This is a genomic window from Pseudomonas sp. TE24901, from assembly GCF_054058375.1.
On sequence record NZ_JBSSAF010000003.1, the window covers coordinates 98507 to 115929 of the forward strand.

At 60.8% G+C, this 17423-nt stretch carries 8 protein-coding genes; 6 read left to right on the plus strand and 2 right to left on the minus strand.

The genetic code is table 11. The features are described from left to right. Positions 1 to 6 precede the first annotated feature (6 nt). Together ACVWVP_RS06710 and ACVWVP_RS06715 are read right to left on the minus strand one after the other, a co-directional pair. A complete protein-coding gene (locus ACVWVP_RS06710) occupies positions 7 to 4533 on the minus strand; it encodes a hypothetical protein (protein WP_457404884.1) in 4527 nt (1508 codons plus the stop codon). Between the two features lie 134 nt (positions 4534 to 4667). Further along, a complete protein-coding gene (locus ACVWVP_RS06715) occupies positions 4668 to 10556 on the minus strand; it encodes a DUF4329 domain-containing protein (RefSeq protein WP_457404887.1) in 5889 nt (1962 codons plus the stop codon). A gap of 266 nt (positions 10557 to 10822) precedes the next feature. On the opposite strand from ACVWVP_RS06715, the gene urtA reads away from it, so the two are divergent. From urtA to ACVWVP_RS06745, 6 genes are all read left to right on the plus strand, one after another. After that, positions 10823 to 12088: an urea ABC transporter substrate-binding protein gene (urtA, locus tag ACVWVP_RS06720; RefSeq protein ID WP_176997074.1), complete on the plus strand. Its 1266-nt coding sequence runs from the start codon at positions 10823 to 10825 to the stop codon at positions 12086 to 12088. A 141-nt stretch (positions 12089 to 12229) separates the two neighbouring features. Then, positions 12230 to 13732 carry an urea ABC transporter permease subunit UrtB gene (gene urtB, locus ACVWVP_RS06725; RefSeq protein WP_457404890.1) on the plus strand — a complete coding sequence of 501 codons (1503 nt, stop codon included), beginning with the start codon at positions 12230 to 12232 and terminating at the stop codon, positions 13730 to 13732. After that, positions 13732 to 14799, plus strand: a complete 1068-nt coding sequence (urtC, locus tag ACVWVP_RS06730) for an urea ABC transporter permease subunit UrtC (protein WP_457404892.1) — start codon at positions 13732 to 13734, stop codon at positions 14797 to 14799. Before urtB ends, urtC begins: the two co-directional genes overlap by 1 nt. 8 nt (positions 14800 to 14807) lie before the next feature. Further along, positions 14808 to 15629, plus strand: coding sequence for an urea ABC transporter ATP-binding protein UrtD (gene urtD, locus ACVWVP_RS06735; RefSeq protein ID WP_178918420.1), 822 nt, complete (start codon positions 14808 to 14810; stop codon positions 15627 to 15629). 133 nt (positions 15630 to 15762) lie between these two features. Then, positions 15763 to 16461, plus strand: coding sequence for an urea ABC transporter ATP-binding subunit UrtE (gene urtE / locus ACVWVP_RS06740; protein ID WP_176997078.1), 699 nt, complete (start codon positions 15763 to 15765; stop codon positions 16459 to 16461). A 30-nt stretch (positions 16462 to 16491) separates the two neighbouring features. Beyond that, complete coding sequence (locus tag ACVWVP_RS06745; RefSeq protein WP_457404896.1) at positions 16492 to 17331, plus strand: urease accessory protein UreD; 840 nt, start codon at positions 16492 to 16494, stop codon at positions 17329 to 17331. Positions 17332 to 17423 lie beyond the last annotated feature (92 nt).

The window sequence follows — 17423 nt, forward strand, 5'->3', positions numbered from 1 at the left end:
GATGACTCACAACTCATCCCGATCCGGCCGGTAGGTCGTGTTGCCTGGCAGCCTCAGGTCGCTGCCCACCAGGGTGCGCAGGGTCCAGAAACTGCCACGGCGCAGCACCCGGAACTGACCGAGTCGCGCCAGTTCCGACAGCGCGTGTGAAGGCGTCGGTGCGAAGCCCGTGTAACCCCCTTCAGCGGTCCACTTACCATTTACAGCCAACAAGTTGGCTTCATCCTGGCCGAACGTCGGGGTGTAGCTCAACAAGGCCCCGTCACGGGCCGTCAGGTAAAAGCCGGTGATGGGTAACCTGCGTTTTTTCAGTTCATACAGGTAAAACCCCAGCTCGCGCCATGAAACGAAATACTCAGCGTAGGAACGTTCAACGCCTACGCTCACCTGGTCCAGGCCCGCGTGAAACAGCAGATGCGCGGCACTGACCTGATAGCCGTCCGGCCAAACAGAATCAGGCTTGAACAGGCTCACGGCGACCGTTGATGGGAATCCGTTATCAGGCGTTGGCAGTATCGGCACATGATTGCTGGCCACGGTTTTCTCCAGCAACGCACCGATTGCCGGTTGACCGGCATAGCGCCCCGCCCGGTCGTGCACGAAACCGGCGGCATCATCGCGATGAACATGCACGGGGCCCAATGCCCATGAGGTCTGGTCAGCCGGCAACACGCCCTGTGAGCGACCCGGCTGCCACTGCGCATCCACTACACCCACACCCGGCCAATTGTCACTGGGCACCAGGATGCGCAACTCTCCAGCCGCCGCCGTACGCCGGATGTACTCACGGGGGCTGAGCAGGCGCAGTTTCAACTTGAGGTCGTCCTGATAGTCGACAAAGCGGTCATTACGCACGGTGAACTTCAGCAAGGCGCCATCGGCGCACGACAAATAAACAGGAAACGCCGCGCGGCTCGCCATCGCGCGTACCTGATACATCGCCGATATCAACCGCGACGGGGAGATCAGCCCCCGATAAATGGAGTCCAGCGTCATGATCTCGCCGACGGGTTGAATGTCGCCCCATTGCAACCCACACAGATACAGCCCGGCCATTTGATAGCGATAGGGATAACCGGCATCGGCAAAAACCCGACGATGAGCCAGGTCCGACCCACTGTCGGTGACGGGCAACGTGGTCACAAAATGCCCGTTGACGGTGGATTGGAGCACATAGCCAAACTGTGCTTCATCCCTCGACCCGGCATGTTCATGGGCATAGCGCGCCGCATCATCGGCACGGCTGTGCAGCGGACTTAATGCAGGGTCGACCCTCGCCTCAAGGTAGCGCCGGCCACGCAGGTCCACGCCGGCAAACGGGCGCCAACTGTCAACCGGTCCAGGCATCCCCCACATCGCACTGCCAGTCACTACCTGCAATTCGAACGCTTGGCTCAAACGGTTCACATACGCGTCAGGGGCCAACTCCCCCTTGCGTATCTGCTGTTCAAGCGACCCGCTCAGCCAGTCGTTACGATTACGCGGTCGTGTGACGAGCACGGCTGCCGAAATGGGCGTGTATTTCAATTCCGGGCGCGGCTTCAAGCGGATCAAGGCACCGTCGGGCGCCAGCAAGTAGTGGCTGTGACGCGCTAGAGCAGCGGACAGCGACTGCGCCAACACACGTGTGGAAAACATATTGCCGTACACCGCCGACTGGGCCGGCGCGAGCAGAAACGGCCATTGCGTCGCCGGCCGTGAGTGGTAGCTGGCAACCACCGTTGTGCGAGGTGGGTACAGGCCACGTGTGACCATTTCATCAGGGAAGATGCTTTTGACATCGAATACTTCATCCGACACCCGAAGCGGTTCAGTGGCAACGAACCCGCCATCGTCACGACGCAGGATAATGCCGCCATAGGATCGGTCGAGGCTCGGCAAGACACGACGACGGATATACCGCGCCGCGTCATCCATCGACACAAACGCCGGGCTGAGCCGGCGCCGCTGCAGGTTTTCATAAGGGACCCACAGCCCATTCACATCGCCGGCGATGCTCCAGCAATCACTGGGCTGGATGACCTGCAAGCGGCCGGAAGCTGCTACCTGTCGTACAAACTGAATCGGTTGCAGCGTGCCAATGTCCAGCTTGGCCCGCACGGTCTCAAGAGGGTCCGCATCGCTGCGCGCCTCGAACATGGCAAAGGTGGAAGGTGACTGGTAGCGCAACAGGGCCCCCTCCGGTGTGGCTATAAACACCGGGGCGCCGTAGGGCGGCTGCATCGACTGGAGACGCGCCTGCACAATGGCCTCACTCAAGTCCTCGGGTTCGATAAACACCCGTTTCAACCAGGCTGCCGAGCCATTGCCGACAAACTGGTTGGCGTAATACAGGCTGTGGCAATCGAAACCGTCGGGCAATGTCGTGCCATACAGGCTGGCGAGAGACAGCAGCGGCGATTGGCGGGTGACCGGGATCAACTCGCTGGCAACGTATTCTTCCCGGCGTTCGTGCTTGAGAATGAACGCAAAGTAGAGGCTGGCATACGGTTGTGCATAGTCCTGTGGGTCACGTCGAAAAAGATCGCTGGCAGCGTCGTTGGCGTTGCCGAATAGAGGCCCGTGGCTCACCGTCGCCGGGCGTTGGAACTGCAACGTGCGCACCCCCGGGCCCCAGTCCAGCTCGACAAAGTCGGCCGGCCCCCACAACGCGTTGCCGATGACCACCCGCAACGTGCCCGCCTCGGCGAGGGTGCGCACCACATCCGCGGGTTTGATCACACCGTCGGCAAAGCGTTTTCCAATCGCACTCTCGCCATTGGCCGTTTCAGGCACCCATTGCTTGCGCCAATCCGAGGTCGTGATAGACGGGCTGTAGAGGATCAGGCTGTCCTGGGATCCCGACAGGTAGCCGGGAAGCCCGGACGCCAGGAGGTCGGCGACGTCTGCTGGGTGGAACATTTGCCCTCCCAGTTCAGCCTCCTGGCGGGTCCACTTGAGGCGGGCAACAAGTACCGGGTCAGTGGTCGACAGCGCAGCACGCGTGCCATAGCGCGCATGCAGGCGATAACCCGCGTTCAGGATAATGGGCGAGTGCTGGCGATCAACCGGGTAAAGGCCTTCAAAAGCAAAGGGCCTCGGCCCCGTGGGCACGGGCTGCGTCACCACAAAGCGGCCATCGGGTCGTTGGAGAATCATCCCGCCGAGTACCTGCTCGCGACGCCCATTGAGGGTGCCATGGACAAAGCGGGCTGCGTCGTCGGCCGACAAAAAAGCAATACTCAGGGGCGGCAGCGGGAACTGCGAATAGGGGACCCACTGCGCATCCACCACGCCACTGCGGTCCCACAGCGCACTGGTTTTCTCCACGCTCAGTTCACCCGCCTCTGCCACTTTTCGGACAAAGTCGCGGGTCAGCAATGAACCGTCCAGGAGTGCGGCTTGCCAGCCGTTATCGATCACCTGACCGTCTGGCGCATAGGCAAACAACTGGGACTCAAGCGCCGAGCCGGAAAAGCGATAGCGCAAGAGGGCGTCGTCCCGTAGCCGGATATACAACGACGCGCCCAGCGTGGATTGCGCGCCCTGGCTGTACTGACGAAACCGCACAATGTGCTGCGCAAGCTCCAGTGGGCTGATGAAGTTTTTGAACAGCCAGCTTTCCAGCGTCGGGTATTGGGCGGGTAATGGCCTTGAATTAATGCAAATCCCATGCAGGTGATAGCCAACAGGCAACGGGGGCAACTCGCTCGCCAGCCCCTCGATGGGATCCGGATCGCGCGCCACATACTCCGAAAGCGTATCGGACTGCAGAATCAATACCTGTTGCCGAATGTTGGGTTTACGCCGCATCTGTATCGTGGCCTGCGCCAACGCCTGCTGCGTGTCTGCAAATACCGGCCAGGGCTTGTAAGGCTCCCAATTGGCCGGAACCTGGCCCACCGAACCACCCCAGTAAGGGCTGGATATCAGAAAGGTCAACCGCCCGACTGAGGCGACTTTCTTGTAATACCCTTCAATGGTCCCGTCAAAGGCATGCGGCGATTCGAACGGCCCTCGAGTGGTAATCCAGTGAGCAAAGCCAAGCGCCGCCGGGGTTTCATCAAACTGGTATTTGATCAGCGTGCCGTCCGGCCCAGAGAGGTAAGCCTCCCTGAATTTTGGCCGGTTCTGGTGGTTGAAGATGATGTCCGGCTCTGAGTAAAACCCCTGGTAAGCCGTGATCTGGTGCGCGCTCCACGCAGGATTTTCACGCGCAACCCACGCCGTCGTATTGGGGTGCGTGTGCCAGCTTGCGACAATGTGGTACCCCTCCGGGTCCAGGTAAGCCGTGTTGGCCGGGTTGCTGTCCAGCAAGAGACTGAAATTGAACGTGGTGGGCCGGTCCGAAATCGGCTCGCTGCCAACAAAAAGACCGTCCGCCAAACGCCGCAGAATGACGCTGCCGAACTCCACCTGCAAATTGAGCCCCACGCGCCCATGGAGATAGCGTGCCACCTCATCGGCACTGGAAAAGGCCGGGCTGAGGGTGCCCAGTTTGGCGTGGCCTTGGGGGAGGGTCGCGCGCGCGTTGCGAAGCTTGTATTCATCCATGATGAGTGCCTGCTGATCAAGAGTTGATAAATCAGGCCTGCCTCCACAGGGCAGGCACTGAACGTTTCATCATCTTGTAAGCGGCGCACCGACTGGGGGCGCTACATAAAGCAAGGGCCGTAGACAGATGCCACCTACGCTTGAGCGGTCTTGCGCAACTCCATCAACAACCTGACCCCCACTTGCCCGCGAGGCTGCCAGAACCCATCTGGCTCAAGGATGTACAGCTTGCCGGAGTTAGCCAGCGTGGTAATCGCGTGGCTGGGCTTGTCGGCAAGGTGGTACGGCCAGTCTTCACGCAGCAGCTTGCCTTCAGCCTCCAGATAGCTGGGTAAGTACATCAACAGCGCCCCATTACGTGGCGTGAAGTAATAACGAGCACCCTTCACGTTATCGGTCTTGAACATCTCAACAAAAAACCGTATTTCCTTTCGCGCCATGAAGTTACTGGCGAGCGCCTCCTCATGCCTGTCCGCAAGTTGCTCGAGGGTGTCGTCCACCTTGTACAACTGCTGTATCCCCATCAGTCGGTAGCCTGCAGGATATTTGGGCGACACCTTCGGCTCTCGCTGGTTTACGACGCCCCTCAGAAGACGATTGAACGCCGATGTGGACATACGCGCCCCCACTTCCACAGTCGGCCCACTGTCATCCACGGGATCAGTCACCAGAAACGTGCTGGCAGTACTGCTTTCGATCAGGGCGGCCATCCAAGCCTTACCCGGCGTTGGACTTACGCCGCGCCATAGGTAGCGGGCCGCATCGTCGGCATGGGAAAACAGCGGTCCCAAGGCAATTCGTTCATCTTCGCGCGGGGTGTAGACACGGGCGTCGTACGCCGTCCAGCGTTGCGATACCCGCCCTTGTGTTGCCCATATCTCCCCAGTGACCAATACCTCAAGCGTTCCATGGCGAGCAACGTCGCGGATATAGTCAGCAGCGTTATAGGGTCCGTTGAGCTTTTTCACATAAGCCTGCAAACCGGTGTAAGTCGTCCAGTCGACAATCAAGCCCGAAGCACTGTATTTGAGCAAGGCGCTGTCGGCGCACGACAGGTACAGCGGCAGGAATGTATCGACGCCCTCCGCTACTTGGCGCACGGCAGTCAATGCGGCAAGCAACAGTGTCGGATTGACGAAGCTGCGATAGATCGGCGACGCACCCAGCTCATCCGGTTGACGCGCTGGCGCACAGACATAGAGCCCTTGCACGCTGCACCCAAGCGGTAACTGTCCGCGCAGCCATACACGGGCCTTGGGAAATTGCAGGTCTTCACCCTTGACCGGCAGGGTTGCCATCCAGTGTCCGTTAGCGGCCTTGAGGATAAAGCCGAAGGTCAACGCGCTGCGATCACCGGCCTGCCCATGAATATGACGGGCCACGTCGTCAATATGGCTGAACACCGGTCCGCAGGCGCGATCAGCCAACGCATAATTGTTCTCCTCAGGCTCGACGTAGCCGTGAGCAATGCGCCACCCCAAGGATAACGCTTGCGCGCTGCCCCAAACGTCACTGCCCTGGATCACCTGCATCGACGCTGCTTTAAGTACCTGATTAACATACTCGGTTGGGGTTGTGCTGCCGTCGCGCAGTTGCTGCTCTGCCAGGTTGCTGTGCGGGTCGTGGGGCGTTTGGCCAGAGGGCACCAGGTTCTGTTGCAGCGTCTGACGATCAAGGGCAATACGAGCTTTCTGCTGCGGGCTCAGCACGTCTGTGCCGATGTCACTGCAACTGAAACCAATCAACGAGCCGTCGAGCCCGAGCAGGTATTCATGGCTCCACAGATGAGTGCTAGCAAATGCCTTGGCCAATACCTCGGTGGAAAACATGCTGCGGTACACGGCCAATTCTTCAGTATCAAGCAGGAACGCAGGCAGCGTGTCGCACCGTGAACGATAGCGCGCTACCAGTTTCATACTGGGCGCCAGCCGGTCCTGCAACACGTCGTCGGATGGCAGAATCCACTGGGGGTCGAAGTTTTCCGAAGGCACAAGCATCGGCTCAGTCGCCACGAATAGGCCGTCCACACGCCTCAGAATCAGCCCTCCAAATACGTCTTCACGCTGGACGCCCAACCGCGCCTGCGCGTAGCGGACAGCGTCAGCCTGGCTGAAAAACGCCGGGCTGAGCGCTCGACGATTGAAATCCGCATAGGGCAGCCAGTCCACGCTGAGTTTTCCGGTTTCATCCCAGCAGTCATTGCCGATGATCACCGTCAGCCAGCTCTGGGTACACACCTGGGTGACGAAACCCTGGGCGGTCAATTGGCCGCTGGCCAACAACGTATGCACATCTTCAAAATTGCCGGACGCTTGTTTCACCGCGTCGAACAGCCGGGTCGATACCGGGCTCTGGTACTTGAGCAACGCGTTATCCAGGGTCGAGATATACACCGGTAACGTAATCAGGCTGCCTGCTGACCGCCAGCGCCTGGCAGCCTCAAACCCACTGTACAAATCGGCGGAGGAGAGAAAATGCCTAGCCAGCCATTGCTGATCACTTGGCAATAATTCCGGCATCCAGCGCCGCGCATAAAACAAACCGTGCAACCCGAATCCGGACGGGTACACATAGGCTCCCGCGTCATCGTTCACGAACAGGCTCGCCAAGCTGAACAGGGGGATTCCCTGCTCACCCGGGACAGTCTCGGACACTAGGTATTCATCTTTCTGCGCATGCTTGAGCACGAACGCAAAGCAGGTTTGCGCCGAACCATAACCACGGGAAACACGAGAGTGCGCATGCCGGGCGGCCTCGTCCGCGCTGCTGAATACAGCCCCGTACCCGACCTGCTCAGGAGCCTGGTGGTCCTGGATGGCAGGAAAGGCACGCCAGTGCTCTGTCACCACACCGGCAGTGCCCCACAAAGGGCTGCCCAGCACGATACGCAACCCTGTGGTCGCCAACGTCCGAACCATCGCTTCAGGCGGGACCTCACCACGCCCGCGCCGCTGCTCCATCACGCTACCCTGGGTGCCCGGCTCAAGTGACTTGAGCAGCGCCAACTCGGCTTCTGAACCGCTCAAGTCATAGGCGATCAAGGCGTTTTCGGCGCACGACAGGTAAGCCACCGAGACCTTGTGGCGGTTGCCGATCAGACTGCGCAAATCCGCGTCGGTGAACAGTTGCCAGTCGACATACGCTTGATCGCGCGACCATCCGTAGCGGCTCATGCGCGACCGCTCCAACAACGCTGCCGCTTTGCAGGACGCATATTGCCCATGCAGTGTGTAGGAGGTCGGCACGATGAGGGTGCCACTGTGATCGACAGGCAACAGCGAGTCAGCGGCGAACCTGCCGCCGGCACGGCAAGGCCAAGGCAGCGTGGCGACATATCGTTGATCGGCCGTCTGCAGGATGACCCCACAGAACTCTACGTCACGCTGGTTGCCGACCTGGTCATGGGCGAAACGTGCAGCATCGTCGGCGCTGAGGAAGGGCGGGCTCAACACCGGTGATGGATAACGCGCATGCGGTCGCCATAACGCCCGCACCACACCTTCGACGTCCCACATCGTACCGGTGCGCAGCACAAATAACTCACCAGCCGCCGCCACTTTCAATACGAACTGTTGGGGGGTGAGTTGGCCTGCAATCAATGCCGCGAGTTGGCCGTTGTCAGTGACAGTGCCCGTCGGGGCTATGCCATAGAGTTGGTTTTCTTGAGGAGTGCCAGAGAACGTGTATTTGAGCCGGGCGCCGTCTCGGGTATTGAGGTAGAGCACCCGCAACGGGCTATTCACCAGACGAGACCGCGCAATCGCGGCGGCGAGGTCGCCCGATGAAATGAAACTCTCTAACAGCCAATGCTGCACGATCTTCAAGCCCAGCGGTGGGCGCGGTGAAAAGCAAACGCCGTACAGATCATAGCCAGCCGGAAGTTCATCCATGACCTGCTGCGTGGAAAAGACCGGCAGGCCAGGGCGCAGCGCCGCTGGCCGAGTGACCACATAGGCCTCGGCCTGTTGGGACTTGATAATAAATGCGAGCGGGTTGCCACTCGTTGACTGCTGGTCCTGGCCGTATTGCGCTGCAGCTTGCGCGTCAGCAAACACCCAGCTATACGCAGGAGCAATGGCGCCGGCGGCCACAAAGGATTGATACGGTGCCCACACACCCGGAACTCTGCCGAGAGAGTTGCCCCACACCGAGCTCGACTCGAGCACATGGAATTCGCCCAACCGCACCAGCTTCCTGACCATTTCGACGCAAGTACCGTCGAAACCATCCAGTTGAGGCTTGATCGCAAACAGGCGTAAGCCTTCCTTCAGAAAAGCGCTGAAATTGCGCTCGGCCTCAGAGCCGCTGCGAACATATTTGATCAGCGAATTGAACGGGCTGGCGTAATAAAGCGCAGCAATCGTTTGGTGCGCAGCGGTGATACTCACGGTATACGCATAATTAGGGACGGCGGTGTACAGGAGCGCTTCGTCATCCAGGGACAGTTCACCCTGGACATTCGTGCGCAGAGGCAACTTGCGCTTCACCTGCTCGATCTGATTTGCCAGGGCGACGAAAAAACCAACCACACGATAGCCTGACGGCAAGACTAGGTTGGTCGAAATCGCCCCGTCATACGCTAGTCCCAACTGCGTACTCAACGCCGACTCACGCAGAGGCGCAGTGGAGACAAATCGCCCATCATCACGTTCCAGAACAAGACCGAGTTGATCCTCGTCGCGGCTGGAAATGCGTTCGTGCAGATAGCGGGCGGCGTCATCGGCCGTGATGAACGCCGGGCTCATGGTTTTCATCAACTGCTCGAAAGGCGGTTCTTCCGGTTGGAACCGCCCGATTTCACGCCACTCGGTGCCCGCCTGTACGATATCCAACTCGCCAATGGCTGCCAGGCGCTCGACGAATTGGCGCGGCGTCATTGTGCGTGCTTTCAATTGTGCTTCAACGCGGGCGCCCCCCGTTCCCAACAAACCCGCTTCGCCGTCCGTAGCTGAAAAACGATAAGCCAGCAACGCGCCATCATCGCTGCGCATCACCAGGCTCAGGCGTTGATCTCGGTCGTATAGCTCGGGGGCCACGCGTAGTTGTTCAGCAGCAGCGGCCAACAACGTAGGCGTAAAAAAATACGGATGCTGCCAGGTTTCGGGGGGTGGGGGGCGGCAATAGATCGCGTTGATACGAAAATTCGACGCAAGCCGAACACCACCGTCCGCGCGTTGCGGGAATAGTTGGGCCGGTGGAGTGAGTACGCCGCGCTCCCAGCCTTGGGTGGGAACGAGATACTCGTCTTTTTTGCCAACCGCCTTTAACTGGTAGCCGAACACCACTGCCGCGTTCGCTGGCAACAGGTGCTGGAACCCCTGCTCGGGCAAGACTTTTCTGAACAACGGTTGCATCGCGCCGGAGCTCAATACCGTGCCCTGCTTCCAGCTTTTGTCGACGCGCCCACGCGCGTCCCCCCAGGCGCGGTTGGCCACGATCACCCAGAGTTCACCCGCCTCGGCCATCAGTGGGATGTAGTCGTCAAACACATCGAGCGTGCTGCGCTGATCAGGTGAGATACGCTGCAGAAATTCGCGCTCGTTCTTCGTGCCACTGGTCACGTATTTGATCAGCGATCCGTCTGGCCCGCACAGATAATGCGCTGCGGCGAGTTGACGAAACTGGATGATTATTTCGATATCGTAGAACGAGAACATGCCACGCACGATGACACGCTGATCTTCGGTGAGGCGAGTGTTCCTAAATTTTTCGTCATTGGCCGGATGGGAGTGATAGAACGCGTGACAGCTATAACCGGGAGGCAGAATCAGCTTGCCGTCATCGCCAATGTCTATCACATCGCTAGGGGCGAAGCCGCCTACTTCACCCATGATTGGCGATGAGGCATAAAAGCGACCACCCTTTTGCAGAATTGCGCCGCCGTATTCGACATCGTGTTTGTCGATGCGCTTGTGTGCCCAGAAAGCCGCGTCATCGGCACTGATAAAAGGGCCTTCGAGGGCAAGCTTTTCTTCCAGCGAAGGCGCGGGCGTATCGGATGAGTACAGGTCGTCCCCGTTCATCATGTGCTCCAGTGAGGGTGGTGGCTGAGGTTTCCTTCATCCTCGGTCGATCACAGCCCGTAGGTGCGCTACATAATATTGGCAAGCACCACAACGGCACATCGGCGTGCACGCTCCCCCTCATCAGGCGCCACATTGGTGCGTGACATTACCTGTGAATTCCTGTGGTGATCCGCCCCAGCAAGGCTTTTTCAACTTCGGCACAGCCCTTGCTATCTCCTGTTCTAACAGTCATCCAAGAAAAAATCGGTCACGGAGATCGCACCATGAAGCGTCGCAGCTTGATCAAGGCTTTCACTCTTTCGGCATCCATTGCCGCCATGGGCATGACCTGGACCGTGCAGGCCGCCGAGACCATCAAGGTCGGCATCCTGCACTCGTTGTCCGGGACCATGGCCATCTCCGAAACGTCGCTCAAAGACATGGCGCTGATGACCATCGACGAGATCAACGCCAAGGGCGGGGTGAACGGCAAGATGCTCGAACCGGTAGTCGTGGACCCCGCGTCCAACTGGCCGCTGTTCGCCGAGAAAGGCCGGCAGTTGCTGACCCAGGACAAGGTGGCCGTGGTGTTCGGTTGCTGGACCTCGGTGTCGCGCAAGTCCGTGCTGCCGGTGTTTGAAGAACTCAACGGCCTGCTGTTCTACCCGGTGCAGTACGAAGGCGAAGAGATGTCGCCGAACGTGTTCTACACCGGTGCCGCGCCGAACCAGCAAGCCATCCCCGCCGTGGAATACCTGATGAGCGAAGAAGGCGGCGGCGCCAAGCGCTTCTTCCTGCTGGGTACCGACTACGTGTACCCGCGCACCACCAACAAGATCCTGCGTTCGTTCCTGCACTCCAAAGGCGTAGCGGATAAGGACATCGAAGAGGTCTACACCCCGTTCGGCCACGCCGATTACCAGACCATTGTCGCCAACATCAAGAAGTTCTCCGCTGGCGGCAAGACCGCTGTGATCTCCACGGTGAACGGCGACTCCAACGTGCCGTTCTACAAAGAGTTGGCCAACCAAGGACTGAAGGCCACCGACGTACCGGTGGTGGCGTTCTCGGTGGGTGAAGAAGAGCTGCGCGGCATCGACACCAAGCCGCTGGTGGGCAACCTTGCCGCCTGGAACTACTTCCAGTCGGTGGAGAATCCGGTGAACAAGAAATTCGTCGCCGACTGGAAGGCCTATGCCAAGGCCCACAACCTGCCGGGCGCAGACAAGGCCGTGACCAACGACCCGATGGAAGCCACCTACGTGGGCATCCACATGTGGGCGCAAGCGGCAGAGAAAGCCAAGTCCACCGACGTCGACAAAGTGCGTGAAGCCCTGGCCGGCCAGACCTTCGCCGCGCCGTCCGGCTTCACCCTGACCATGGACAAGACCAACCACCACCTGCACAAGCCGGTGATGATCGGCGAGATCCAGGCTGACGGGCAGTTCTCGGTGGTGTGGCAGACCGACAAGCCAATCCGCGCCCAGCCGTGGAGCCCGTACATCCCGGGCAATGACAAGAAGCCGGATTACGCGGTGAAAAGTAACTAAAGCCCGACTCGGTCAAAAACTGTGGGAGCGGGCTTGCTCGCGAATGCGGTGGATCAGCAAGAAATGCATTGACTGACACACCGCATTCGCGAGCAAGCCCGCTCCCACAGTTTGAACCGTGCATGATCAGGACACTTTGTTATGCCCACTGCCCTGTACCGCTTCATCCTCACGGCCCTGCTTGTGCTGCCCTTCGCAGCACACGCCAGCGACGCCGAAGACTTCCTCGCCGCCAACCCCAGCCAACAAGCCAAACTGCTCCAGGACTGGGCTGCCCAGCCGGATCCCGCGCGCATCGAGCTGGTGGACGCTCTGCAACAAGGCCAACTCACGGTCAACGGTGAAACCAAAACCGTGCGCCTGAACAACCGACTGCGCAGCCTGATCGACAACGTACAAGCCAGCCAGCAATTGCTCGCCGCCGACCCCAAGGTGCGCCTGGCCGCCGCAGTAACCCTGCAAAAAAGCGCACAGCCCGCGCAGCTCAAATTCCTCGACCAGCAGGTCGCCGCCGAGACAAACGAGGACGTGCACACCGCCCTCAGCCTGGCCCTGGCCAACCTGCAACTGGTCGACCCTGACCCCGTGGTGCGCCTCGCCGCCGTGCGTCTGCTCGGCAGCACCGGCGACCCGCTGGCGCGCACGCGCCTTGAAGCGCTGCTCGCCCCTGGCGTCGAAGCCAACGCCGCCGTGCACACCGCCGCCGAGACCAGCCTGGCCCAGGTCAAGCGCAAACTGATGTTCGGCGAAATCCTCGGCCAGGCCTTCAGCGGCATGTCCCTGGGTTCGATCCTGCTGCTGGCGGCCCTGGGCCTGGCGATCACCTTCGGCCTGCTCGGCGTGATCAACATGGCCCATGGCGAGATGCTGATGCTCGGCGCCTACTCCACCTATGGGGTGCAGTTGTTGATGCAGCGCTATGTGCCTGCCGCCATCGAGTTCTACCCACTGATCGCACTGCCGGTGGCGTTTTTTGTCACGGCCGCCATCGGCATGGCGTTGGAACGCACGGTGATTCGCCACCTGTATGGCCGGCCGCTGGAAACCCTGCTGGCCACCTGGGGCATCAGCCTGATGCTGATCCAGTTGGTGCGCCTGGTGTTCGGTGCGCAGAACGTCGAAGTGTCCAACCCCGAATGGCTGTCCGGTGGCATCCAGGTGCTGCCCAACCTGGTGCTGCCGTACAACCGCATTGTGATCATCGCCTTCGCACTGTGCGTGGTGGTGCTGACCTGGCTGCTGCTGAACAAGACGCGCCTGGGCCTGAACGTGCGGGCCGTGACCCAGAACCGCAACATGGCCGCCTGCTGCGGCGTGCCCACCGGCCGCGTGGACATGCTCGCGTTCGGCCTGGGTTCCGGTATCGCGGGCTTGGGCGGCGTGGCGCTGAGCCAGATCGGCAACGTCGGCCCGGACCTGGGCCAGAGCTACATCATTGACTCGTTTCTCGTCGTGGTGCTTGGCGGTGTCGGCCAGTTGGCGGGTAGCGTCATGGCCGCCTTCGGGCTGGGCATCGCCAACAAGATTTTGGAACCGCAGATCGGCGCCGTGCTCGGCAAGATCCTGATCCTCGCGCTGATCATTCTGTTTATCCAGAAACGCCCGCAGGGACTCTTCGCACTGAAAGGACGGGTGATCGACTGATGAACCAGCCATTGATGCTCACGGCCACGCAAAAGGCCGGCCCCAAGGTGACGATTGTGGTGGGCGTGATGATTCTCGCCGTGCTGCTGGCCCTGCCGCTGTTGTCGTTGTTGCCCGCAGAAAATACCCTGCATGTCTCGGCCTACACCCTGACCCTGGTGGGCAAGATCCTCTGCTACGCCATTGTCGCCCTGGCCCTGGACCTGGTGTGGGGCTACGCCGGCATGCTGTCCCTCGGCCACGGCCTGTTCTTCGCCCTTGGCGGCTATGCGATGGGCATGTACCTGATGCGCCAGGCCTCCGGCGATGAGCTGCCGGCGTTCATGACCTTCCTCTCCTGGACCGAACTGCCGTGGTACTGGGTGGGCACCGAACACTTCCTCTGGGCGATGTGCCTGGTGGTGTTGGCGCCGGGTCTGCTGGCGCTGGTGTTCGGCTTCTTCGCCTTCCGCTCGCGGATCAAGGGCGTGTATTTCTCCATCATGACCCAGGCCCTGACCTTTGCCGGGATGCTGCTGTTCTTTCGCAACGAGACCGGTTTTGGCGGCAACAACGGCTTCACCAACTTTCGCAGCATCCTCGGCTTTGGCATCACTGAACCGGGCACGCGGGCAGTGCTGTTCGTGGCCACGGTGTTGCTGCTGGTGGCGAGCCTGTTCATCGGCTGGCGCCTGGCGCGCAGCAAGTTCGGTCGGGTGCTGACCGCCCTGCGTGACGCAGAAAACCGCCTGATGTTCTGCGGCTACGACCCACGCGGTTTCAAGCTGTTCGTGTGGGTATTGAGCGCGGTGCTGTGCGGCTTGGCCGGGGCGCTATACGTGCCGCAGGTGGGCATCATCAACCCCAGCGAAATGTCGCCGACCAACTCCATCGAAGCCGCCGTGTGGGTAGCCCTAGGCGGGCGCGGCACCTTGATCGGCCCGCTGCTTGGCGCCGGCGTGGTCAATGGCATGAAGAGCTGGTTCACCGTGGCCTTCCCGGAATACTGGCTGTTCTTCCTCGGGGCGCTGTTCATCATCGTCACCCTGTACCTGCCCAAGGGCGTGATCGGGCTGCTGAAGAAGTGAGAAACGTGATGCTCGAACCTATTCTCGACGCCGGCACCGGCCGCGATGCCATCGGTATCGGCCAGGCGGCAGGCCCAGGCCTGAACACCCGGCACGGCACCATCCTGAGCCTGGAAGACATCAGCGTCAGCTTCGACGGCTTCAAGGCGCTCAACAACTTGAACCTGTACATCGGCGTGGGTGAGTTGCGCTGCATCATCGGCCCCAACGGCGCAGGCAAGACCACGCTGATGGACGTGATCACCGGCAAGACCCGCCCCAGCCATGGCACGGCCTGGTTTGGCGAACACCTTGACCTGACCCGCCTGAGCGAAGTGCAGATCGCCCAGGCCGGCATCGGCCGCAAGTTCCAGAAACCCACGGTGTTCGAAGCCCTGAGCGTGTTCGAGAACCTGGAACTGGCGCAGAAGACCGATAAATCGGTGTGGGCCAGCCTGCGCGCACGCTTGAGCGGCGAACAGAAAGACCGTATCGAGGAAGTGCTCGACACCATCCGCCTCACCGCCTCGGCGCAGCGCCCGGCCGGGTTGCTGTCCCATGGCCAGAAGCAGTTCCTGGAAATCGGCATGCTGCTGATGCAAGACCCGCAGCTGTTGCTGCTGGACGAACCAGTGGCGGGCATGACCGACGCCGAAACCGAGTTCACCGCCGAACTGTTCAAGCGCCTGGCGGGCAAGCACTCGTTGATGGTGGTGGAGCACGACATGGGCTTTGTCGGCTCGATTGCCGACCACGTCACCGTGTTGCACCAGGGCAGCGTGCTGGCCGAAGGCTCGCTGGAACAGGTGCAGGACAACGAACGGGTGATCGAGGTTTACCTCGGCCGCTAACCCGGACACGGACTGCTTTATGTGGGAGCTGACTTGCCTGCGATAACGATGTTGACTGACACACCGCCATCGCAGGCAAGCCAGCTCCCACAGTTGATCCGGTTCCAATCAGGGAACCGAGGAGAATGTGAAAATGCTGCAAGTCGACAAGCTGCACCAGTATTACGGCGGTAGCCACATCCTGCGCGGGCTGTCTTTTGACGTGAAGGTCGGCGAAGTCACCTGCCTGCTCGGGCGTAACGGCGTGGGCAAGACCACCTTGCTCAAATGCCTGATGGGCCTGCTGCCGTCCAAGGAAGGCGCAGTGACCTGGGAAGGCAAGGCCATCACCGGCTTCAAGCCGCACCAGCGTGTGCACGCCGGCATCGCCTACGTGCCCCAGGGCCGGGAGATTTTCGGGCGCCTGACCGTGGAAGAAAACCTGCTGATGGGCCTGGCACGGTTCCCCGGCTCCGAGGCCAAGGAAGTGCCGGCGTTTATCTACGAGCTGTTCCCGGTGCTGCTGCAGATGAAGCATCGCCGTGGCGGCGACCTGTCGGGCGGCCAGCAACAGCAACTGGCGATCGGCCGCGCTTTGGCCAGCCGACCGCGCCTGCTGATCCTCGACGAACCCACCGAAGGCATCCAGCCGTCGGTAATCAAGGAGATCGGCGCGGTGATCAAGAAGCTCGCGGCCCGTGGCGACATGGCGATCCTGCTGGTGGAGCAGTTCTACGACTTTGCCGCCGAATTGGCCGACCAATACCTGGTGATGTCCCGTGGTGAAATCGTGCAGCAGGGCCTGGGTGAAAATATGGAAGCCGAGGGTGTACGCGGGCTCGTAACGATCTAATCTGTAGCGTCCTGACGATAAGCACACACCATGAACCTGCCCGTTACCCCTGCCCTGTTCACCCCCAGTTGGCACGCCGAGCTGGAGCTCGGTTATGCGCGTTTCGGCGACACCACGCGCCCGGTGATGCGCCGCCACCTTGGGCCGCTGCGGGTGCAAAAGCACCTCTACGCCGAAGGCCCCGAGGTGTGCCAGCACATCATCGTGCACCCGCCCGGCGGCATTGCCGGCGGTGACCGCCTGGACATCAGCGCCCACATCGGCGCGGGGGCCTGGGCGCAGTTGACCAGCCCTGGCGCGGCCAAATGGTACCGCGCCAACAGCCCGGCCTATCAGCAACTGGACCTCACCGTGGAAGCCGGTGCCACCCTGGAGTGGCTGCCCCAGGAAACCATCGTGTTCAGCGCCGCCCAGGCCGAACTCACGACGCGCATTGAGCTGCAAGGCGACGCCCGGCTGTTTTACTGGGACGTGGTCGCCCTCGGCCGCCCTGCCAGTGGCGAGCGTTTCGACCTCGGCCACGTTCAATCGCACCTGGATATCCGCCGCGACGGCCAGTTGCTCTGGCATGAGCGCCAGCGCATTGTAGGCGCCGACGGTCTGCTCGACTCGCCCATCGGCCTGGATGGCCAACCGGTGTTCGCGACGTTGTTGCTGACCGCTGAGATCGAGCCTGAATTACTTGAGCAATGCCGCGCCCTGCCCCATGGGGTGCGCGGTGACTTGACGCAATTGCCGGGTTTGCTGGTTGCCCGTTGCCTGGCCAGTGAAGCGCTGCATGCACGGGCCTGGTTGATTGATTTATGGCGCCTGTTGCGTCCGGCCGTCCTCGGCCGAGAAGCGATTTCACCGAGAATCTGGAGCACATGAAGATCAAAATGTGGAACCTGCTTCCTGTGGGAGCTGGCTTTCACAGTGGATCTCCAGTGTTTTTATGAATGTTGTTTGAAGGACCTTGAACC

What these genes read in the sequence shown, in the direction of transcription:
- ACVWVP_RS06710 (WP_457404884.1), bottom strand. Translation starts at nt 4,533, where the DNA reads ATGGATGAATACAAGCTTCGCAACGCGCGCGCGACCCTCCCCCAAGGC.
- ACVWVP_RS06715 (WP_457404887.1), bottom strand. Translation starts at nt 10,556, where the DNA reads ATGAACGGGGACGACCTGTACTCATCCGATACGCCCGCGCCTTCGCTG.
- urtA (WP_176997074.1), top strand. Translation starts at nt 10,823, where the DNA reads ATGAAGCGTCGCAGCTTGATCAAGGCTTTCACTCTTTCGGCATCCATT.
- urtB (WP_457404890.1), top strand. Translation starts at nt 12,230, where the DNA reads ATGCCCACTGCCCTGTACCGCTTCATCCTCACGGCCCTGCTTGTGCTG.
- urtC (WP_457404892.1), top strand. Translation starts at nt 13,732, where the DNA reads ATGAACCAGCCATTGATGCTCACGGCCACGCAAAAGGCCGGCCCCAAG.
- urtD (WP_178918420.1), top strand. Translation starts at nt 14,808, where the DNA reads ATGCTCGAACCTATTCTCGACGCCGGCACCGGCCGCGATGCCATCGGT.
- urtE (WP_176997078.1), top strand. Translation starts at nt 15,763, where the DNA reads ATGCTGCAAGTCGACAAGCTGCACCAGTATTACGGCGGTAGCCACATC.
- ACVWVP_RS06745 (WP_457404896.1), top strand. Translation starts at nt 16,492, where the DNA reads ATGAACCTGCCCGTTACCCCTGCCCTGTTCACCCCCAGTTGGCACGCC.